The 15,921-nt window shown below is 47.3% G+C and carries 18 protein-coding genes and 1 other annotated feature; all 18 genes read right to left on the bottom strand.

Annotated elements, in window-relative coordinates; translation table 11 throughout:
- Window positions 1-355 (bottom strand): response regulator transcription factor (locus CS898_RS05350; RefSeq protein ID WP_143614584.1); only part of this gene is annotated, 355 nt, incomplete at its 3' end.
- 65 nt (window positions 356-420) lie between these two features.
- Window positions 421-624: a helix-turn-helix domain-containing protein gene (locus tag CS898_RS05345; RefSeq protein ID WP_099208386.1), complete on the bottom strand. Its 204-nt coding sequence runs from the start codon at window positions 622-624 to the stop codon at window positions 421-423.
- A 363-nt stretch (window positions 625-987) separates the two neighbouring features.
- Complete coding sequence (gene rpmA / locus CS898_RS05340) at window positions 988-1,278, bottom strand: 50S ribosomal protein L27 (protein ID WP_009430025.1); 291 nt, start codon at window positions 1,276-1,278, stop codon at window positions 988-990.
- The gene (locus tag CS898_RS05335) at window positions 1,272-1,607 is read right to left on the bottom strand and encodes a ribosomal-processing cysteine protease Prp (RefSeq protein ID WP_052099080.1); all 336 of its coding nucleotides are present in this window, start codon (window positions 1,605-1,607) and stop codon (window positions 1,272-1,274) included. Before CS898_RS05335 ends, rpmA begins: the two co-directional genes overlap by 7 nt.
- Window positions 1,607-1,912 carry a 50S ribosomal protein L21 gene (rplU, locus tag CS898_RS05330; RefSeq protein ID WP_009430358.1) on the bottom strand — a complete coding sequence of 102 codons (306 nt, stop codon included), beginning with the start codon at window positions 1,910-1,912 and terminating at the stop codon, window positions 1,607-1,609. The genes CS898_RS05335 and rplU overlap by 1 nt, the downstream gene beginning before the upstream one ends.
- A gap of 12 nt (window positions 1,913-1,924) precedes the next feature.
- Window positions 1,925-1,993: a sequence feature (ribosomal protein L21 leader region), on the bottom strand.
- A gap of 37 nt (window positions 1,994-2,030) precedes the next feature.
- Window positions 2,031-3,062 carry a ribonuclease E/G gene (locus CS898_RS05325; RefSeq protein WP_099208375.1) on the bottom strand — a complete coding sequence of 344 codons (1,032 nt, stop codon included), beginning with the start codon at window positions 3,060-3,062 and terminating at the stop codon, window positions 2,031-2,033.
- Window positions 3,028-3,687, bottom strand: a complete 660-nt coding sequence (locus CS898_RS05320) for a TIGR03936 family radical SAM-associated protein (RefSeq protein ID WP_159459131.1) — start codon at window positions 3,685-3,687, stop codon at window positions 3,028-3,030. The genes CS898_RS05325 and CS898_RS05320 overlap by 35 nt, the downstream gene beginning before the upstream one ends.
- Window positions 3,671-5,518: a TIGR03960 family B12-binding radical SAM protein gene (locus tag CS898_RS05315; RefSeq protein WP_099208373.1), complete on the bottom strand. Its 1,848-nt coding sequence runs from the start codon at window positions 5,516-5,518 to the stop codon at window positions 3,671-3,673. The genes CS898_RS05320 and CS898_RS05315 overlap by 17 nt, the downstream gene beginning before the upstream one ends.
- Before the next feature lies 1 nt (window position 5,519).
- The gene (locus tag CS898_RS05310; protein WP_099208372.1) at window positions 5,520-6,206 is read right to left on the bottom strand and encodes a CpaE/TadZ family protein; all 687 of its coding nucleotides are present in this window, start codon (window positions 6,204-6,206) and stop codon (window positions 5,520-5,522) included.
- A gap of 11 nt (window positions 6,207-6,217) precedes the next feature.
- Window positions 6,218-9,502 carry a penicillin-binding transpeptidase domain-containing protein gene (locus CS898_RS05305; protein WP_099208371.1) on the bottom strand — a complete coding sequence of 1,095 codons (3,285 nt, stop codon included), beginning with the start codon at window positions 9,500-9,502 and terminating at the stop codon, window positions 6,218-6,220.
- Window positions 9,483-9,971: a rod shape-determining protein MreD gene (gene mreD, locus CS898_RS05300; protein ID WP_099208370.1), complete on the bottom strand. Its 489-nt coding sequence runs from the start codon at window positions 9,969-9,971 to the stop codon at window positions 9,483-9,485. Before mreD ends, CS898_RS05305 begins: the two co-directional genes overlap by 20 nt.
- 3 nt (window positions 9,972-9,974) lie before the next feature.
- Window positions 9,975-10,811, bottom strand: a complete 837-nt coding sequence (mreC, locus tag CS898_RS05295) for a rod shape-determining protein MreC (RefSeq protein ID WP_099208369.1) — start codon at window positions 10,809-10,811, stop codon at window positions 9,975-9,977.
- A gap of 3 nt (window positions 10,812-10,814) precedes the next feature.
- On the bottom strand, window positions 10,815-11,540 hold the full coding sequence (gene radC / locus CS898_RS05290; protein ID WP_099208368.1) for a RadC family protein: 726 nt from the start codon (window positions 11,538-11,540) through the stop codon (window positions 10,815-10,817).
- Complete coding sequence (locus tag CS898_RS05285; RefSeq protein WP_099208367.1) at window positions 11,537-12,088, bottom strand: Maf family protein; 552 nt, start codon at window positions 12,086-12,088, stop codon at window positions 11,537-11,539. The genes radC and CS898_RS05285 overlap by 4 nt, the downstream gene beginning before the upstream one ends.
- 2 nt (window positions 12,089-12,090) lie before the next feature.
- A complete protein-coding gene (locus tag CS898_RS05280; RefSeq protein ID WP_234976027.1) occupies window positions 12,091-12,609 on the bottom strand; it encodes a Gx transporter family protein in 519 nt (172 codons plus the stop codon).
- A gap of 3 nt (window positions 12,610-12,612) precedes the next feature.
- Window positions 12,613-12,996, bottom strand: a complete 384-nt coding sequence (locus CS898_RS05275) for a NusG domain II-containing protein (protein ID WP_009430512.1) — start codon at window positions 12,994-12,996, stop codon at window positions 12,613-12,615.
- A gap of 73 nt (window positions 12,997-13,069) precedes the next feature.
- Window positions 13,070-14,494: an Asp-tRNA(Asn)/Glu-tRNA(Gln) amidotransferase subunit GatB gene (gatB, locus tag CS898_RS05270; RefSeq protein WP_099208366.1), complete on the bottom strand. Its 1,425-nt coding sequence runs from the start codon at window positions 14,492-14,494 to the stop codon at window positions 13,070-13,072.
- The gene (gene gatA, locus CS898_RS05265) at window positions 14,484-15,914 is read right to left on the bottom strand and encodes an Asp-tRNA(Asn)/Glu-tRNA(Gln) amidotransferase subunit GatA (RefSeq protein WP_099208365.1); all 1,431 of its coding nucleotides are present in this window, start codon (window positions 15,912-15,914) and stop codon (window positions 14,484-14,486) included. Before gatA ends, gatB begins: the two co-directional genes overlap by 11 nt.
- Window positions 15,915-15,921 lie beyond the last annotated feature (7 nt).

Genomic DNA, 15,921 nt, shown 5'->3' with positions numbered 1-15,921 from the left:
TAGGCACTATTTTTTCAAAAGCTCTTTTTATCTTTGCCTCTAATATTCCCAAAGAAAAAGGTTTTGTTAGATAGTCGTCTGCCCCTAAATTTATGGCTGAAATGATATATGCCTCAAGATCTATAGCTGATAGAACTATAATAGGAATTGATGAACTTTCTCTGGTATACTTTATTATTTCAAGCCCATCTCCATCCGGTAAGTTCATATCGAGTAAAATCAAATCCGCATCATCAATAAAATTTTTAGCTTTACTAATTGTGTTTACAGAAAAAATTTCATATTCTTTATTTAAGGCTATGGAAAGTCCTTTATTTAAATTATTATCATCTTCAATTATTAGTATCTTTTTCATAGTTTCTACCGTCATTAATTAGATTCCATAATTACGAATATAGTATCGAATTCTTATGTAAGTTTTCACTCATCTCTATACTCCAATACATCAGATATATCACATTTAAAATACCTACAAATTCTACCAAGTATTTCCATACTCACATTTTCATCTCGTCCCATTTTTGCAATGGTATGTGGAGTTGTATTTATAGCTTTTTGTAGGTCTAATTTATTCATCTTTTCATCTATTAACTTTTTCCATAATTTGTCATAGGAAAATCCCATATCCCACCCCAATTTAATCTTCTACTTTGTACAGTATTTCTGTAATATTATACCACATTCCAGAGCCTAATCTTTATATATTTCTTAAGATGGATTTGTTTCCGTCTTTTTAATCAAAATTACTATTTTGTCTTAAAGAACTTCCTCAAAAAATGGGCTTTATTTCTCTAAGGATATTAAACCTGTTCCCTGCCAAAGAAATATGCAAATATGAGAGAATTTAATCCAGAAATAAACAGAATATTTGCATATAGGAAAAATTGACATATAAAAATCGGCACAAAGGTTAATCCCTTCATGCCAATCAACTTTTACTCAAAATTTCCCATTAAAAAAGGACCCTTTAAAGGGTCCTTTTTTTCTTTATGCTAATTCTTCCGCTTCTACACTGACAACTTTTTTCATGCCACGGCCTTTTCTTTCGAATTTAACAATGCCGTTTGCTGTTGCAAAAAGTGTATCGTCGGAACCACGGCCTACATTTTCGCCGGGATGAATTTTTGTTCCTCTTTGACGTACTAGAATATTTCCAGCGAGAACATATTGTCCGTCACCTTTTTTAAGTCCTAGACGTTTTGATTCAGAATCACGACCGTTCTTTGACGATCCCATTCCTTTTTTAGAGGAGAACAATTGTAGATTTAATCTTAACATTTTTTACCTCCTGTAATTTTCAAATAGGGTCTGGCTGTTTTTTCAATCATTTCTAAGCCACAGACCATTGTTTGAAAAATGATTTGAATGGTTTTATCCTCTGCAGTAGCTGGGTCTATCTTAACGCTTAAAAAGCCATCTTCCATCTGATAGGGGATGTCTTTTTCTGCTAGGCCCGCCACTTGATGTAAACTTTCCACACAGGTTTGGGTCAAGATGCTGACTGCGGCGCAAACCAGGTCGTATTCGCCTTGGTTGTTGCCGGCATGGCCCTTGGCCTTAAAGCCTGTCAGGATACCCTCTACATCATAAACATCAATTTGGATCATTATGCAATGGTTCCAATTTCAATAAATGTATATGGTTGACGATGTCCTCTTTTATTCCGGTAGTTTTTCTTTGCTTTGAACTTGTAGACAACGACTTTTTTTGCCTTGTTTTGTTCAAGAACCTTGGCTTCAACCTTTGCTCCTTCCACGTATGGACGACCAACTTTTACGTCATCGCCACCTAGGAAAAGAACCTTGTCAAAAGTCACGGTATCGCCTACTTGGGCATCAAGCTTTTCGACACGAAGTTTGTCTCCTTCTTGCACCTTGTATTGCTTGCCGCCGGTTTCAATTACTGCGTACATTGTAGCACCCCCTTATTTTCTAAGACTCGCCTAGCCAGGTAATAAATTTTAAAGACCTGTTTCGTGCGGTTACATCTAAGTATTTTAGCATGAACTTTGCTAAATTGCAATATCTTTCTTACTTTTCTTTTCTCTTCCGAACCAATTCATAGAGGCCCATGGGGGAAAAACCGTAGAGGATGGCCTGGGGGTCTTCTCGGAAGGCCTCTGCCAGGATTTTTTCCAGGTCTTTTTTCTTGTCCTGGTCACAGGTAATAAAGTCAATGACTACCATCCCTCTTAGGTCCCGTCGAAGAATTTGCTGGCTGGCTTTTTTGGCTGCCAGGATGTTGATTTCTTCCGGAGTCAGACCCTGGTCTGGGCCCTGGGAGCTATCTACATCGATGCTGGTTAGGGCTGCGGTTTTTTCAATCCGGATGAGGCCCCCTCCCTCCAAGGGGACCTGGACCTTGTTGAGTTCTTCCAAGACTTGTCGGTAGTCCTCCATATGGTAGAGGGAGTCTTCCACATGGATCCAGCCCATTTCTCGGGCCAGGTCGGGGTCGTTGGTATAGACCCTTTGTCCTTCTGGGACCTGGTCTTTCCTATAGAGGCACTTGGCCTTGGGGGAAAGTCTTTCTTCCTGGAGGAGTTTTTGCCAAAGCCGGTAGAGGTCTTTGGCTTCTTCCAGGTCTCTTTTAGGGTCCTGGGCCTTGGTCCGAATGAGCCAGCCTCCCGGTGGTAGGTCTTTTTTTGCCTCCTGCCAAATTTTTTTCAGGGCCTTTTTATTCTTTAGGGAATAGTAGAGTTTCTTGCCTTGGGGAAAGTAGACCAGCCGGTCTCCTGGAATGGAGAGGTCGGTTTTCAGGCCGGGATATTTTTTGCTATAGGCATCCTTGGCCACTTGAACCAGGACCAGGTCCCCCTTGGCCAGGTCCAGGTCTTCTTGTAAAAAGCCCCTTTGCCCTTGGCCCAGGTCTAGAAAGTAGGCCTTAAGTTGGGGGACCCGGTGGTCCACCCGACCCAGGTAGATGTTCCCCACCAGGGATTTTTTATAGGGCCGAACCCGGTGGATTTGTCCTTCTTTAAATTCCACCCAAACCGGGTCTTTGAACTTGTCAATAAAGATAAAGTCCTTATCTTCCGTGAAAGACTTGTCCGTTTTCATCATAGTTGGTCACCCTTTTTACGCCAATTTCATCCATGTCCCAGTCTAGGCCCAGGGATTCTTTCATAGCCTTTAGAAAGAGGTCGGGTCTTAGGGTTGCCCCCTCCCTACTGGAAAATTTCCCGTAGAGGATGGGGCCCTCCTGCCAAATTTCTTCCACCAGATCATAGGCATCTTCTTCTACTAAAATTTTCTTCCGGCCCCGCTTTCTCCGTCTTTGGATCATAAGCTTGTCCAGGTCCTTAAAGGCCTGGGCCAGGTCCAGCTTGTCATCTCCTAAGTCAAAGGCATAGAGACAGGCCTGGATCCTCTGTTGGATGGCCGTCTTATCAAAGTCGGCAAAGACTTCTTTAATGGTCACCCCTTGAGGCAATTCCCGGTTTAGCCGGTCTTTCATTTCCTCCAAGGGATAGCCATCTTCAACCTGGATATCCATAAATTCACTTTGGCTCTCCACCCCCAGGGATAGGGGGTTGCCCAGGGTAAACTTGGGATGGGGGTTGAAGCCCTCGGAGTAGATCACGGGAATCTTGGCCCGTTCAATGGCCCGTTCAAAGAGCCGGACCAGGTCCAGGTGGCTAATGTAACGGATCATTCCTAGTTTTGTATATTCAGCACGTACCTGCATGAAAGTCCTCCCACATCGAACAATTTTTAATCCCACATCCATGACAGCCCTTCCGGCAGTCCAGGGTGGTTTGGCCCTCAAGGGCCTTTTGGTATTCTTTCTTTAAATATGCCTTGGTCACGCCAATGTCAATAAAGTCCCAGGGCAGGACCTCGTCCAGGGGTCTTTCCCTATAGGCATAAAAGTCCGGGGAAATTCCCGTATCTTCCATGGCCTGGATCCAAAGGTCTTCCTTGAAACCATCGGTCCAACCGTCAAACCTGGCTCCCAGTTCAAAGAGCCTGTAGAGGAGTTTTCCCGTCCGACGGTCTCCCCGGGCCAGGACAGCCTCACAAACAGATGTGGCCGGATCGTGGTAGCGGAAGCGGATTTTGGGATCCTTGACCCTTTCCTTGATAAAGTAGGCCTTTTGCAAAAAGTCTTCCTTGGTATTTTGGCCAAACCATTGGAAGGGGGTAAAGGCCTTGGGGACAAAGCATGAGGCCGAGGCCGTAACGGTAAAGTTTCCCTTGATTTCTTCCTTGGGCCGGTTGAAAAAGGCATCTTTGACCATTTCTGCCAGTTGGAGGATTCCCAAAAGGTCCTCCTCTTCTTCTGTGGGCAGGCCAATCATAAAGTAGAGCTTAATCTTGGACCAGCCCTCCTTAAAGACGTCTTGACAGACAGCCAAAAGGTCTTCTTGGCTGACATTCTTGTTGATGACATCCCTGAGTCTTTGGCTCCCTGCCTCCGGTGCAAAGGTCAGACCGGTTTTTTTCACTTTTTCAATTTCCTTTAAGACGTCGACAAAAAAGGTGTCTAGCCGGAGGGAGGGCAGGCTCATGGCCACCCTTTGGTCCTTAAATTCTTCCATGAGGTCTTGGATCAAGGGCAGAAGGTCCCGGTAGTCGCAAGAACTTAGGGAGGACAGGGAAATTTCTCGGTAGCCTGTTTGGTCAATGAGTCTCCGGGCTTGGTCCAGGAGGTTTTCCTTGGACTTTTCTCGGATGGGCCGGTAGATCATCCCGGCCTGGCAAAAACGACAACCATGGGTACAACCCCGGAACATCTCCAAGACCACCCGGTCGTGGACGGTTTCAATAAAGGGGACAATTTGCTTCCTGTTTTGGGCCATTTGGTCCACCTGGTCCACCTTGCGTTTTTCAATGACTTCCGGAAGGTCAGCCAGGACTTCCCTGTGGGAAATGGTCCCGTCTTCCTTGTAGACTTCCCGGTAGAATTTGGGGACATAGATGCCCTTGATCTTGCCGGCAGCCAAGAGAAAGTCGTCCTTGGTCCCACCCTGGTCCTTGATCTTTTGGTAGAGGCGGATGAGTTCTAGGTTGACTTCCTCCCCCTCTCCCAAGATAAAGAGGTCGATAAAGTCTGCCAGGGGTTCTGGTGTATAGGCTACAGGACCTCCAGCAAGGATAATGGGGCCTTCCTTCCGGTCCTTGGCATAGACTTCCAACCCAGCCAGGTCCAGCATGTTCAAAATATTAGTAAAGGACAATTCATATTGGAGGGTAAAGCCCAAAAAGTCAAAGTCCTTGATGGGGGTCTTGGTCTCCAAACTATAGAGGGGAATTCCCAAGGTCCGCATCTGCTCTTCCATGTCAAACCAGGGAGCGAAAACCCGCTCACAGGCTATGTCTTCTTGGTCGTTTAAAATCCCATAGAGGATTTGCAGGCCCAGGTGGCTCATGCCGATTTCATAGAGGTCGGGAAAGGCAAAGGCAAAACGGACCTTGACCTGGTCCGCATTCTTGACCACGGCCCCCAGTTCCCCACCAATATAGCGGGCGGGCTTTTCCACCTTTTTCAAGGCTGCATCTAATTTTCTTAAATCCATACTACCCCCTTAAAAGTCGATTCCACAGGCTTTTTTTCTGGACTCCAGGGTCCATACAAGCCTGGTCTGTGTATATTTTTGCAAAGTCTTGGGGGTAGAAAAAGGCCTGGCCCTCTTCTGGGCCATCCAGTCTGGGAAGAGTTTTGACTGGGTCAAAAGAAAGACCCTCCTGGTCTATTTTTTCCAGGAGCTTCTTGGGGTCTTTTACGCAAGTAAAGACAAAGGTCGCCCCCTGCCCCCAAAGACGGTTGTTCAATTTTACCTGATCCATGGCATAAAGTCCAGCCCGGTCAGGAGATGAGAGAAAGTAGACTTCCTCTGGCTCCAAAAGGTCCTCCAGGTCCTTCCAGCTGGGACCCAGGTCCAGGAAGATGTGGTCATAGGTCTCTTCCAATTGGTCCAGGACTTTTTTCAAGCCCTCCAGGTCCAGGTCCTCCCTCTTCTTTAAAAGGGGCCCTTCCAAGAGATGGACCCCTTCTCCTTTAAGGATACAGTCCTCTAAGAGGGCGCCTCGGTTGCAGGCGTCATAGAGGTCGTAGATGGGAGAGGGCAAGTCCAGACTGGCCGAGGCGTCTTTTCGGCCAAAATTCAAGCTGACATAGATGGACTTTTGGATGGTTTTTGCTAATAGAAGAGCAAAAGAGGTGGATCCCACCCCTCCTTTTGCTCCTATAATGATTGTTTTCATGTGCTTCCTTTCTAGGGAGTTAATTGGTTTTCAATAGGGAGGGTTTCTGTAACAACTTGCTTGTTCAAGCCAAAGTATTCTGCCATGACCCCTCTTAGGATGGGGCCACAGTTCATACCAGATCCTCCTTGGAAGAGGACAGCTGCCACAGCAATTTCCGGATCCTTGTAGGGAGCAAAACCTATTTGCCAGGAAAAAGAATCGTAGCTTTCTCCAGTATAGGGGTTGACTCCGGCCCTTTCAGCCGTTCCGGTCTTAATGGCCACTTCCACAGGAAAGTCCTTGTAACACCGGTCATTCCCCCCTGCCAGGGCAGCCAGTTGCATCCCCTTGGTTACTTCTTGGATGCTTTCTGGCCGGTTTAATTTAATTTGTTCTCCCTTGGCCTTGGGCTTGTAAAGGGAGTAGGCATTGTTTTCGTCCTTGACCTCTTGGACCAGGCTCAAGGGGTAGAGTTTACCCCCATTGGCCAGGGCCATGGCATAACGGGTCATTTGGGCCAGGGTATAGGAATTGGCCCCCTGACCAATGGTGATGTTCATGGTATCGGCCAGGTTCCAATTGGCCTGGTTGTAGTAGTCTGACACCATATAGTCCACCAGGGGTCTTTTTTCTTTCTTCAAATAGTGGTTGGGGTCAATGTTAAAGCTTTCTAAAAGGGTTACCACTTCTTGCCGGCTGGGGGCCTGGCTCTTGTCCATAAGGTCCACCAGGGCCTTGCTGGCTTCAGCCTGTTTTTCTTCTGTTAAGACTTCATTGCTGGCTTCCTTCAAAACCCGATTTAAAAGGTTTCTAAGAAGCTGCTTCATGGTTTCTTTTTTCTGCTTAGGGTCTGGTAGGGTTCCCCTGGCCTCTGCAGGCATGGTAATTTCCATCCCAGTCTTTTTCCCCAGACCGAATTTTTCGGCCATGGTCTTAATTTCCTTTTCATCAATTTGCAGGGGAAGGCTCTTGCCTCTTCTTTGGTCCTCTCCCAGAGCTAGGGAATAAAAGTAGTAGTTACAAGAATCCCGGATGGCATCCTTGAGGCTTTCAGCCCCGTGGGTTTGCTTGGATTGGTTCCAAAGCCAGCAACCAAAGACTGACCCTCCCACATCTACATAGCCCCCATCTTGGATGGTCATTTCAGGGTCCAGACCCTTTTCCATGGCTGCCAGGGCCGTGACCATCTTAAAGATGGAACCGGGTTGGACGGCAGTTTGGAAGGGGATGTTGTAGAGGGGTCTGGCTGCCAGGGGATTTTTTTCCTCCAGGGGGATTAGGGACTCCCAGTCCACACTGGAGATCCCCGTGGCAAAGAGGTTGGGGTCATAGGATGGGAAGTTGGCCATGCAGAGAATCTTCCCTGTTTTTACATCTACGGCCATGACGGCACCAGAAGTGGCATGGACATAGGGCCTGCCCTTTTCCCTGGAAGCCAGGAAGGGGAAGTTGCCCCATTGGCTTTCGTAAACTCCCCCCCTTTGGATGAGGTAGAGGGACTGGGCCAAGACTTCCTCAGCTTTTTTTTGCAGGTTCAAGTCAATGGACAGGTAGACATTCTTTCCTGCCACAGGGGCCCTTTCGTCCAAGACGGCTGTGGTATTTCCCTTGGCGTCTACTTGGACTCTTTGCCGGCCATTTTTCCCATGGAGGTAGGATTCAAAACTTTCTTCAATGCCGGTCTTGCCGATAATGGCATCCCGCTCATAGCCTTTTTTGGTATATTTCTTGATATCTTCTTCGGAAGAAATCTTTCCCAAATAGCCCAAGACATGGGCTGCAGTCTTACCCAGGGGGTAGGACCGGATGGGTTTGGAGGCAACGGCAATGCCAGGATTTTCAGAGAAGTTTTCGCTAATTTGGGCCACCGTTTGGTCCTGGATCTTGTAGGCCACAATAATGGGCAGGTAGGCCAGGTTGCCTTGTTTATTTAATTCATAGTAGAGGTTTAAAATCCCCCGAGCATCGTAGGGACTCAGCTTGGGCGATAGGTCATACTTGTCTCTTAGGCCTTGGAAGGCTTCTTGGTCCGGGACTTCCAGGTCCACCTTGGAGGCCTGGTAAAAGTCTTCCTTGTTTTTAAGGCTGACATAATTATAACCTCCGTCGGCAATGGAAATTCCCGTATAGATGCCCTGGTCAATCAAGATTCCCTGGGCCAGGTTCCGGACAGGGTCTTCTTCCAACCAGGCCTCCAAGATATTGAGGTCCATGAGTTTTTGGGAGACATAGTCCCGGGCATTCTTCCCGTCCTTGTCCCGGTAGACCCCTTCCTTATTTTCAGGCTCTAATTTAATCTTTTCCGGGCCCTGCTTGTTTAGGACCTTAACCAGGTCTTTTTTTGCCTGGATGTCTTTTTCCTCCAGGCTCTTTTTAAAGGCCAACCCCCCGGCTCCCTTGTCCTTAAAAATCGTTAGGAAGTCTTCCTTGGCTGAGGATTGGAGGGTGATTTCTGGATAGGAGTCCATCCAGGCCATCTTGGATTTCTTGTAGTCCTTGTCAAATTTATTGGCATAGGGCTTTAGGGTCAAGGGCTCTGCCAGTCCCTTGGAAGAAACCAGGTCAAAGGCCAGCTTTCGGGCCTGGGCATTGGATAGGACTTTTTTCAGGGCCGTGGGATTTTCTCTTAAGAGGGTCACCAAGGCCTCCTTGGCTGTCAACTTGGGATCCAGGTGGTTTTTTTGAAGCCAGTCAACCTGGTCTTCTTGGCTGGTGAAGGCAAAGCCATTTAGGCTGTAGTTCACAGGAGCTTGGCCCTGTCCCAGGGCCCTTAGGCATTCCCGGGCCATGAAAAAGGTCTCAACTTGACCTAGAGAATCCACCTGCATGGTTTGGTCCACCAAGTCTGGCAAGAGGTCATTGTCTAAAATCTTGGCAATGAAAACTTCCATGGCACTTTCCTTGATGGAAACTTCTTCCTGGACGGACTTGAAGTCGATATCATTGATAATCAGGGGGAAGTCGTCTACGACATTGGCCCCATCTTCTTCTAAAAAGTGGACCAGCTTATAAAAATCCCGGTTTTTTTCTTCCCGGTCCAGCTTGTCCAATTCGTCTTTTCTTAATTCTACAGTGTAAACTGGCTTGTTGCCTGCAATTAAAAGGCCGTTTCGGTCCCGGATTTCCCCCCTAGGGGCAGTCAGGACCAGGTCCTTGGCCCTTTTATTTTCCGAAACCTCCCGCCAGTGGTTACCTTGGAGGATGGTCAACTGGAAGAGCCGGCCCATTAAGAGGATAAAAAACAGGGCCACTGCAAGGCCAAAAAAGCGAAAGCGGTTGATTTTATCGAGTTTTTCAATCCAATAACGAATCATACTTTCCCCCCTTGTAGCGGTTTAAAAAGATAAAAATAAGTCCCTGTAGGCCTCCTTGGACCAAGAGTCGGAGGTTGACACTTTGCCTTAGGACCATTTCTGTTGCCAGGCCAGTTCCCAGCAGCTGGTGAAAGATCCCGGTAAATAATTGGTAGAATAAAAAGCTAAAAATCCCTGTCAAAATTGCAGAGACAAAGCTATTACTATTGAAATAGGAAATCAGGCTTTGGATGAAAAAACCCGTGGCGAAAAAAGACAGCATGTAAAAGCCAAAACTGTCTAAAAAACACAGGTCATAGAGAAAGCCCAGGTAGAGACCCAGGTAGACGGGTTTGACCCGGGAGGGTTGGTAGGCCAAAGCCACCAGGACCAGAAGGAGGAAGTTCACCTGGTTTAAGAGGGGAATTTGTTGGAAAAGGGAAATGTCTAGGAAAAAAACTAGGCTGGAGATAAAAATTGCTAAAACCATGGCCTAGTCCACCACCACAAAAACCTGGTAGATTTTTTTAAAGTTCACAGCAGGTTTCAGGCTAATTTCCTGGATCATCTTTTCCTCATCCCTCTTGACCTTGTCCACCGTTCCCAGGTAGACATCCCCCTTGTAAAGGTCTCCCACTCCGGAGCTAATGAGCCGGTCTCCCGGCACAATGTCTGCCGCATCGTCATAGCTATAGCCCCAAAGGAGGTCACCGGACTTGCCGGCCAGGATTCCCCCCTCCTGGTTACGGATATTTTTAAAGGCCACAGATTGGTTTTCATTGATAATGGCCGTGACCTTGGCCCAGTTGTCCCCTACATCAACCACCCGGCCCACCAGGCCTTGGGCAATGATGCCTTGGGGGTCGTCTACTCCTAAAAGGACTGTGGCATCTTTTTTTATCCCGTCCTTCTTGCCCCGGTTGATTTCAAAATTGGAAAAATAATTGCTGGGGTCCTTGCCAATGACCCGGGCTTCCACCAATTTGTAGTCAGTGGACTTCTTTACTTCAGAAGCTGCCCTTAGATAGTCTGTTTGGCCGATAATTTGGTTGAGCTTACGGTTTTCATCTGCCAGGGCCGCCACTTCTTTTTCCAGGGCCTTGTTTTCCCTGTAGAGCTTGGGCAGGTGAACCAGGGTACTGGCTCCTTGGCCCAAACCTTGGCCTATTCTGGCCAGGCCCGTTTGGACGGGTTGGGTCACATCTAGTAAAAAGCGGTCCAGGACATGCAAACTAAGCCTACCAGTATTGGTAAAGCCCAGTAAAAAAATAAGCACTGCGGATATTCCAAGCAAGATGGCTCTTTGTCGATATTTTTTTAATTTATCCATGGCCTAGTCCACCAATTTCCCCTCTTCTAAAAAACTATAATATCCCTTACCCCCTACAATGAGGTGGTCAACGACAGGTATCCCCACCAGGTCCCCAACCTGCTTAAGGCGTTGGGTTAGATGGATGTCTTCCTGGGAAGGCGTCACATCTCCTGAGGGATGGTTATGTACTAAAATCACACTATGGGCCCCACAGTCCAGGCAGTGCTTAAAGACGTCCCTGGGGTGGACCACAGTATAGTTTAAGGTCCCCTTGGTCATCCTATGGACAGAAATTAATTCCTTTTTTGTATTTAGGCACAAGAGGACAAATTCTTCCACTGAGGCCCAACTCATTTGTCCCAAGACAAAATCAGCCACCTTTAAGGGGCTGTTGAGCTTGTACTTGATGGGCTCTTGACTAAAACTGACCCTCTTGGCCAGCTCCATAGCTGCCAAAATAGTGGCTGCCTTGGCATCTCCTACCCCCTTGATTTCCTTTAGGGACTTAAGGCTGATCCGGCTGAGTTGGGATAGGCCCGATACGGCTTGGGAGTCTAGACCCTGCATATCTTGGCACTTGGTTAAAATCTTTTCTGCCAGACGAAGGGCCGATTCCTTTTGGGTTCCAGACCCTAGAAGGATGGCAATGAGTTCCACATTGCTTAGATTGTCTGCCCCATAGGTCAAGAGTCTTTCCCGGGGTCTTTCCTCCTGGGGCAGGTTGAGGATGGTATAGGATTCTGTCATTGGTCCAAGTCCTCCAAATAATCACACAGCTTACTGGGTAGGCCAATGACATTGTTTAAGTCTCCGTCAAGGTCTTTGACAAAATTTCCTGCCCCGGCTTGGATGGCATAGGCCCCGGCCTTGCCCTCCCATTCACCAGAGTCCAAGTAGGCTTCTAGTTCTTGGTCTGTCAGGTCCTTAAAGGTCACAGAAGTCACGTCATAGTCAATGATTTTCAGCTTTTGGTCCAGGTTCACCAGGGCAAACCCCGTATAGACCTGGTGGGTCTTACCAGATAAGTCCTTTAAAAACTCCCGAGCTTGGTCCCGGTTTTGAGCCTTGCCATAGGCCCGACCTTGACCAAAAACCAGGGTATCTGCCCCTAGGACCAAGTCATGGGGATGGTCTTTTGCCACCTTCAGGGCCTTTTCATAGGCCAGGGCCATGACCAGGCTTTGAGGGTCCTTCCCCTCTTTTTTCTCTTCAATATCTGCCGCCTCAACGGTAAAGTCGTATGAAAATTTCTTTAAAAGATCAATTCTTCTCTGGGAAGCACTGGCTAAAATCATTTCTACTCCTTAAAGACAATATTATTTCTTTTCATCTGGTCCACGATAAAATTGGACCCCAGTCCCACAAAAAATCCTGTAAAAATCCCCAGCAAGAGGAGCATGGGCAGGTAGGCAAAAATTCGCCAATTCGACACAATCAAGCAGGCCACACTGACCTGGCCCAAGTTGTGGAAGCTGGCCCCAATCAAGCTGACACCGATAGAGGAAATCCGAGGCATAATCCAACGGATGGCCCCAATCATGGCCAAGCAGGACAGGATGGACCCTGTAGCGCTGTAGAAAAAGGCCATGACATTTCCCGTAACCAGCATTAAAAGCAGGGACTTTAAAAAGGCCACAATAAATCCCTCCTTGTTGCCAAAAACCAAGAGGCTGGTTAAAACCACCAGGTTGGATAAGCCCAGTCGGGCTCCCGGCAGAGGCAGGGGCAGGGGGATCATGGACTCAATAAAGCCCAAGGCCACCCCCATAGAAACTAAAAGGGCTAAAAAAACCATTTTTTTTATCTGTATTTTCATAGGCTACCTCAACAATAAGTCTAAGTCGTCCGGGGCCTTCTTGTCCGCCTTGATTTCCACTAAAAACTCATGGGGCAGGCAGATAATGGTCTCCCCCACCTTTTCAATGGGGGCCATATGGACGCAAATCTGGTCGGGACAGTTGGATTCTTGGACCCAGACCTTGCCGTCTTTGACCAAGACCTTGTTGGTCCCAAGTTTGGTTTTAAAGTTGTATTCCCTAAGTTCCTTCTCCTTTTTCAGAGATATTTTTTGGACCTCTCGTCCAGAAATTTGGACACTGACATACTTGTTTTGGGCCTCTCTTAGGGTCTGGCTGGTCAAGAAAAACAAGACCAGGCTAATGACGATAATCGAGGCGAGAACAATCTTATCTCCCTTTTTCATGAATTCCTCCGATGTCCTTATTATAGCATAAGTTCCCAGGCTCCCGGGTCTTTAAACCCGGCCAGCTTGGATTTTAAAGGGCCTTGATTTTTTCTGTCAAGAGTTGGTTGACCACTTGGGGGTTGGCCTTGCCCTTGGATTTTTTCATGACCTGGCCTACTAAAAAGCCCAGGACCCGGTCCTTGCCGGCCTTGATTTGGTCCACACTTTCGGGGTTTTCAGCCAGGACTTGGTCCACAAAAGATTCCATGGCAGAGCTGTCTTGCATTTGTAAAAGGCCCATTTTTTCTACCAGGTCTTGGGGCTTGCCCCCTTCTTCAAACATGGCTCTTAGGACTTTTTTCCCGGCATTGTTGTTGATCTTGCCTTCCTTGACCATCTTTAAGAGGTCAAGAAGGTCTTGGCCTGGGAAGGGCAGGTCAAAGCCTTCTTCCAGGTTTACCCGACGAAGGACTTCACCCATAATCCAGTTAGAAAGCATGTTGTAGTCGTCAAAGTCCTTGGCCAAGTCTTCATAGTATTGGGCCAATTCCTTAGAGGATGTCAAGACTTGGGCATCGTAATCTGGTAACTTGTAGTCCTTGATAAAACGGTCCATCTTTGCCTTGGGTAGCTCCGGCATCCGGTCTACAATCTTGTCCAACCAGTCCTGTTCCACATAGAGAGGGGGTAGGTCCCCTTCAGGAACAAAACGGTAGTCATTTTCTGTATATTTCACCCGCATGATGACCGTTTCTGTCTTGACGTCATCCCAGCGGCGGGTAGTTTTCTTTTCTTCTCCCCCAGCTTCCATCAGGTCGATTTGTCTTTGGGTTTCGAAGTCAATGGCCCGACCTACAGCCCGAAAAGAGTTGAGATTTTTCACTTCTGCTATGGCTGAGCGTTGGCCTGTTTCCAGGTTTTCCACGTTGATGTTGACATCACACCGCATGGATCCTTCTTCCATCTTACAGTCTGAAATCTCCAGGTAGCGAAGGCTAGACCGAACCGCTTCCAAGAAGGCCTTGGCTTCATCACTGGAGGACATGTCTGGTTCTGTTACGATTTCAATCAGGGGAACACCACAGCGGTTGTAGTCCATAAGTGTATCTCGGTCGTCTGAGTGGAGGGCCTTTCCTGTATCTTCTTCAATTTGAATTTGGTGGATACCGATTTTTTTCTTACCCTCTTCTGTGTCAATTTCCACATAGCCGTCATTGCAAAGGGCATGTTGGTTTTGGGTCAATTGGTAGCCCTTAACCAGGTCGGGGTAAAAGTAGTTCTTCCGTTCAAAGACACTTTTTTCATGGATGGTGCAGTTAAAGGCCTTTCCAGCCATAGCTGCATATTCCACAACTTCCTTGTTTAAAACGGGTAAGGCTCCTGGCATCCCCAGGCAAACTGGGCAAACCCGGGTGTTGGGTTCTCCCCCGTACTTATTTTCACATCCGCAAAAAGCCTTGGTCTTGGTGGACAATTCCACGTGAATTTCCAGGCCGACAATGGTTCTATAGGTCATTTTTTATCATCCCTTCCAAGGCCTTTCCGTAAGAAAGACATACATTATCCTTAAAGTGGTCACTTGTAAATTGTAGGCCCATATAGAGTCCATCTCCTAGAGGATAGGGAACAGACACTGCTGGTAGACCGGCAATATTTACCGGAACAGTACACAGGTCTGCACTGTAGATTTCCACCGGGGTCATTTCTTGGTCAATGAGATAGGGCTTAACCGGGTAGGTTGGGGACAAAACTACATCATAGTCTTGGAAGATCTTCTTGTAGTCGTCCATAATTCCATGCCGGACTTGCAGGGCCTTGTCATAGTATTCCTTGGCCAGGTCCAAAGACAGGATATGGGTTCCAATCATAATCCGGCGCTTGACTTCATCTCCAAAACCTTCACTCCGAGACCGGGTAAAGAGTTCGTTGATGTCAGAATAGTCCTTTGCCCGGTGGCCAAAACGTAGACCGTCATAGCGACTCATGTTAGGGGCAATTTCCCCATTCACCAGGATATGGTAGACGATAATGGCGTGTTGGAGATTTTTTGTTTCTACCCGGTCCACTTGGGCTCCCTTTTCCTTGAGCTTGTCTAAAACTTCTTCAAAGGCCTTTTTGACGTCTGGATCCATTTCCATATCCATATGACAATCAGCCACAGCAATCTTCATCTTGGACAGGTCAATGTCTTCCATCTTTTTAAAGGAGTCATTGCCTAGGGCTGTTGCATCCTTTTCGTCAGCTCCTTGCATGATATCCAATAAAAGGGCCATGTCATCTATATTTTTTCCAATGACTCCGGGTTGGTCAAAGGTGTTGGCCATGGAGGCAACTCCTGACCGGGAGATGGACCCGTAGGAGGGTTTCATCCCTGGAAGACCGCAAAAAGTCGCCGGTTGACGGACACTTCCTCCGGTGTCGGTTCCCACAGCCAAGAGGCAGGAATCCATAGCCACAGAAGCTCCAGCTCCACCACTGGACCCTCCGGCCACCCTGGTGGAATCCAAGGGGTTTTTGGTCACGCCGAAATAGGAATTTTTCGTGGAGGACCCCATGGCAAATTCGTCCAGGTTGGTCTTTCCAATAATCACAGCATCTTGGGCCAAAATCTTGTCTACAAGACTGGCTTGGTAGGGTGGCACAAAGTCTTCCAACATCCGAGAAGCACAAGTCATCTTGATGTCTTTAACGGCAATGTTGTCCTTGATGGATACGGGTACCCCAAATAGGGCTCCCAGGTCTTCCTTGTTTTTCAACTTTTGGTCCAGGCGCTTGGCCGTTTCCAGGGCCAGGTCTTCTGTAATGGTAATATAGGCATTGGTGTCCTTGTTCTTTTCCTTGATTTCTTCCAGGAGACCTTGAATGTAGTCTGTTACTGTCAATTGACCACTTTTATATTTTTCAATCAGTTGGTTTACAGATGTAATCTTTTCCATACTTCCT

The organism is Urinicoccus timonensis (assembly GCF_900232945.1).
Lineage (GTDB): Bacteria > Bacillota > Clostridia > Tissierellales > Peptoniphilaceae > Urinicoccus > Urinicoccus timonensis.
The sequence above is the reverse complement of the archived record's forward strand: the minus strand, read 5'-3'. Positions and strand labels throughout refer to the sequence as shown.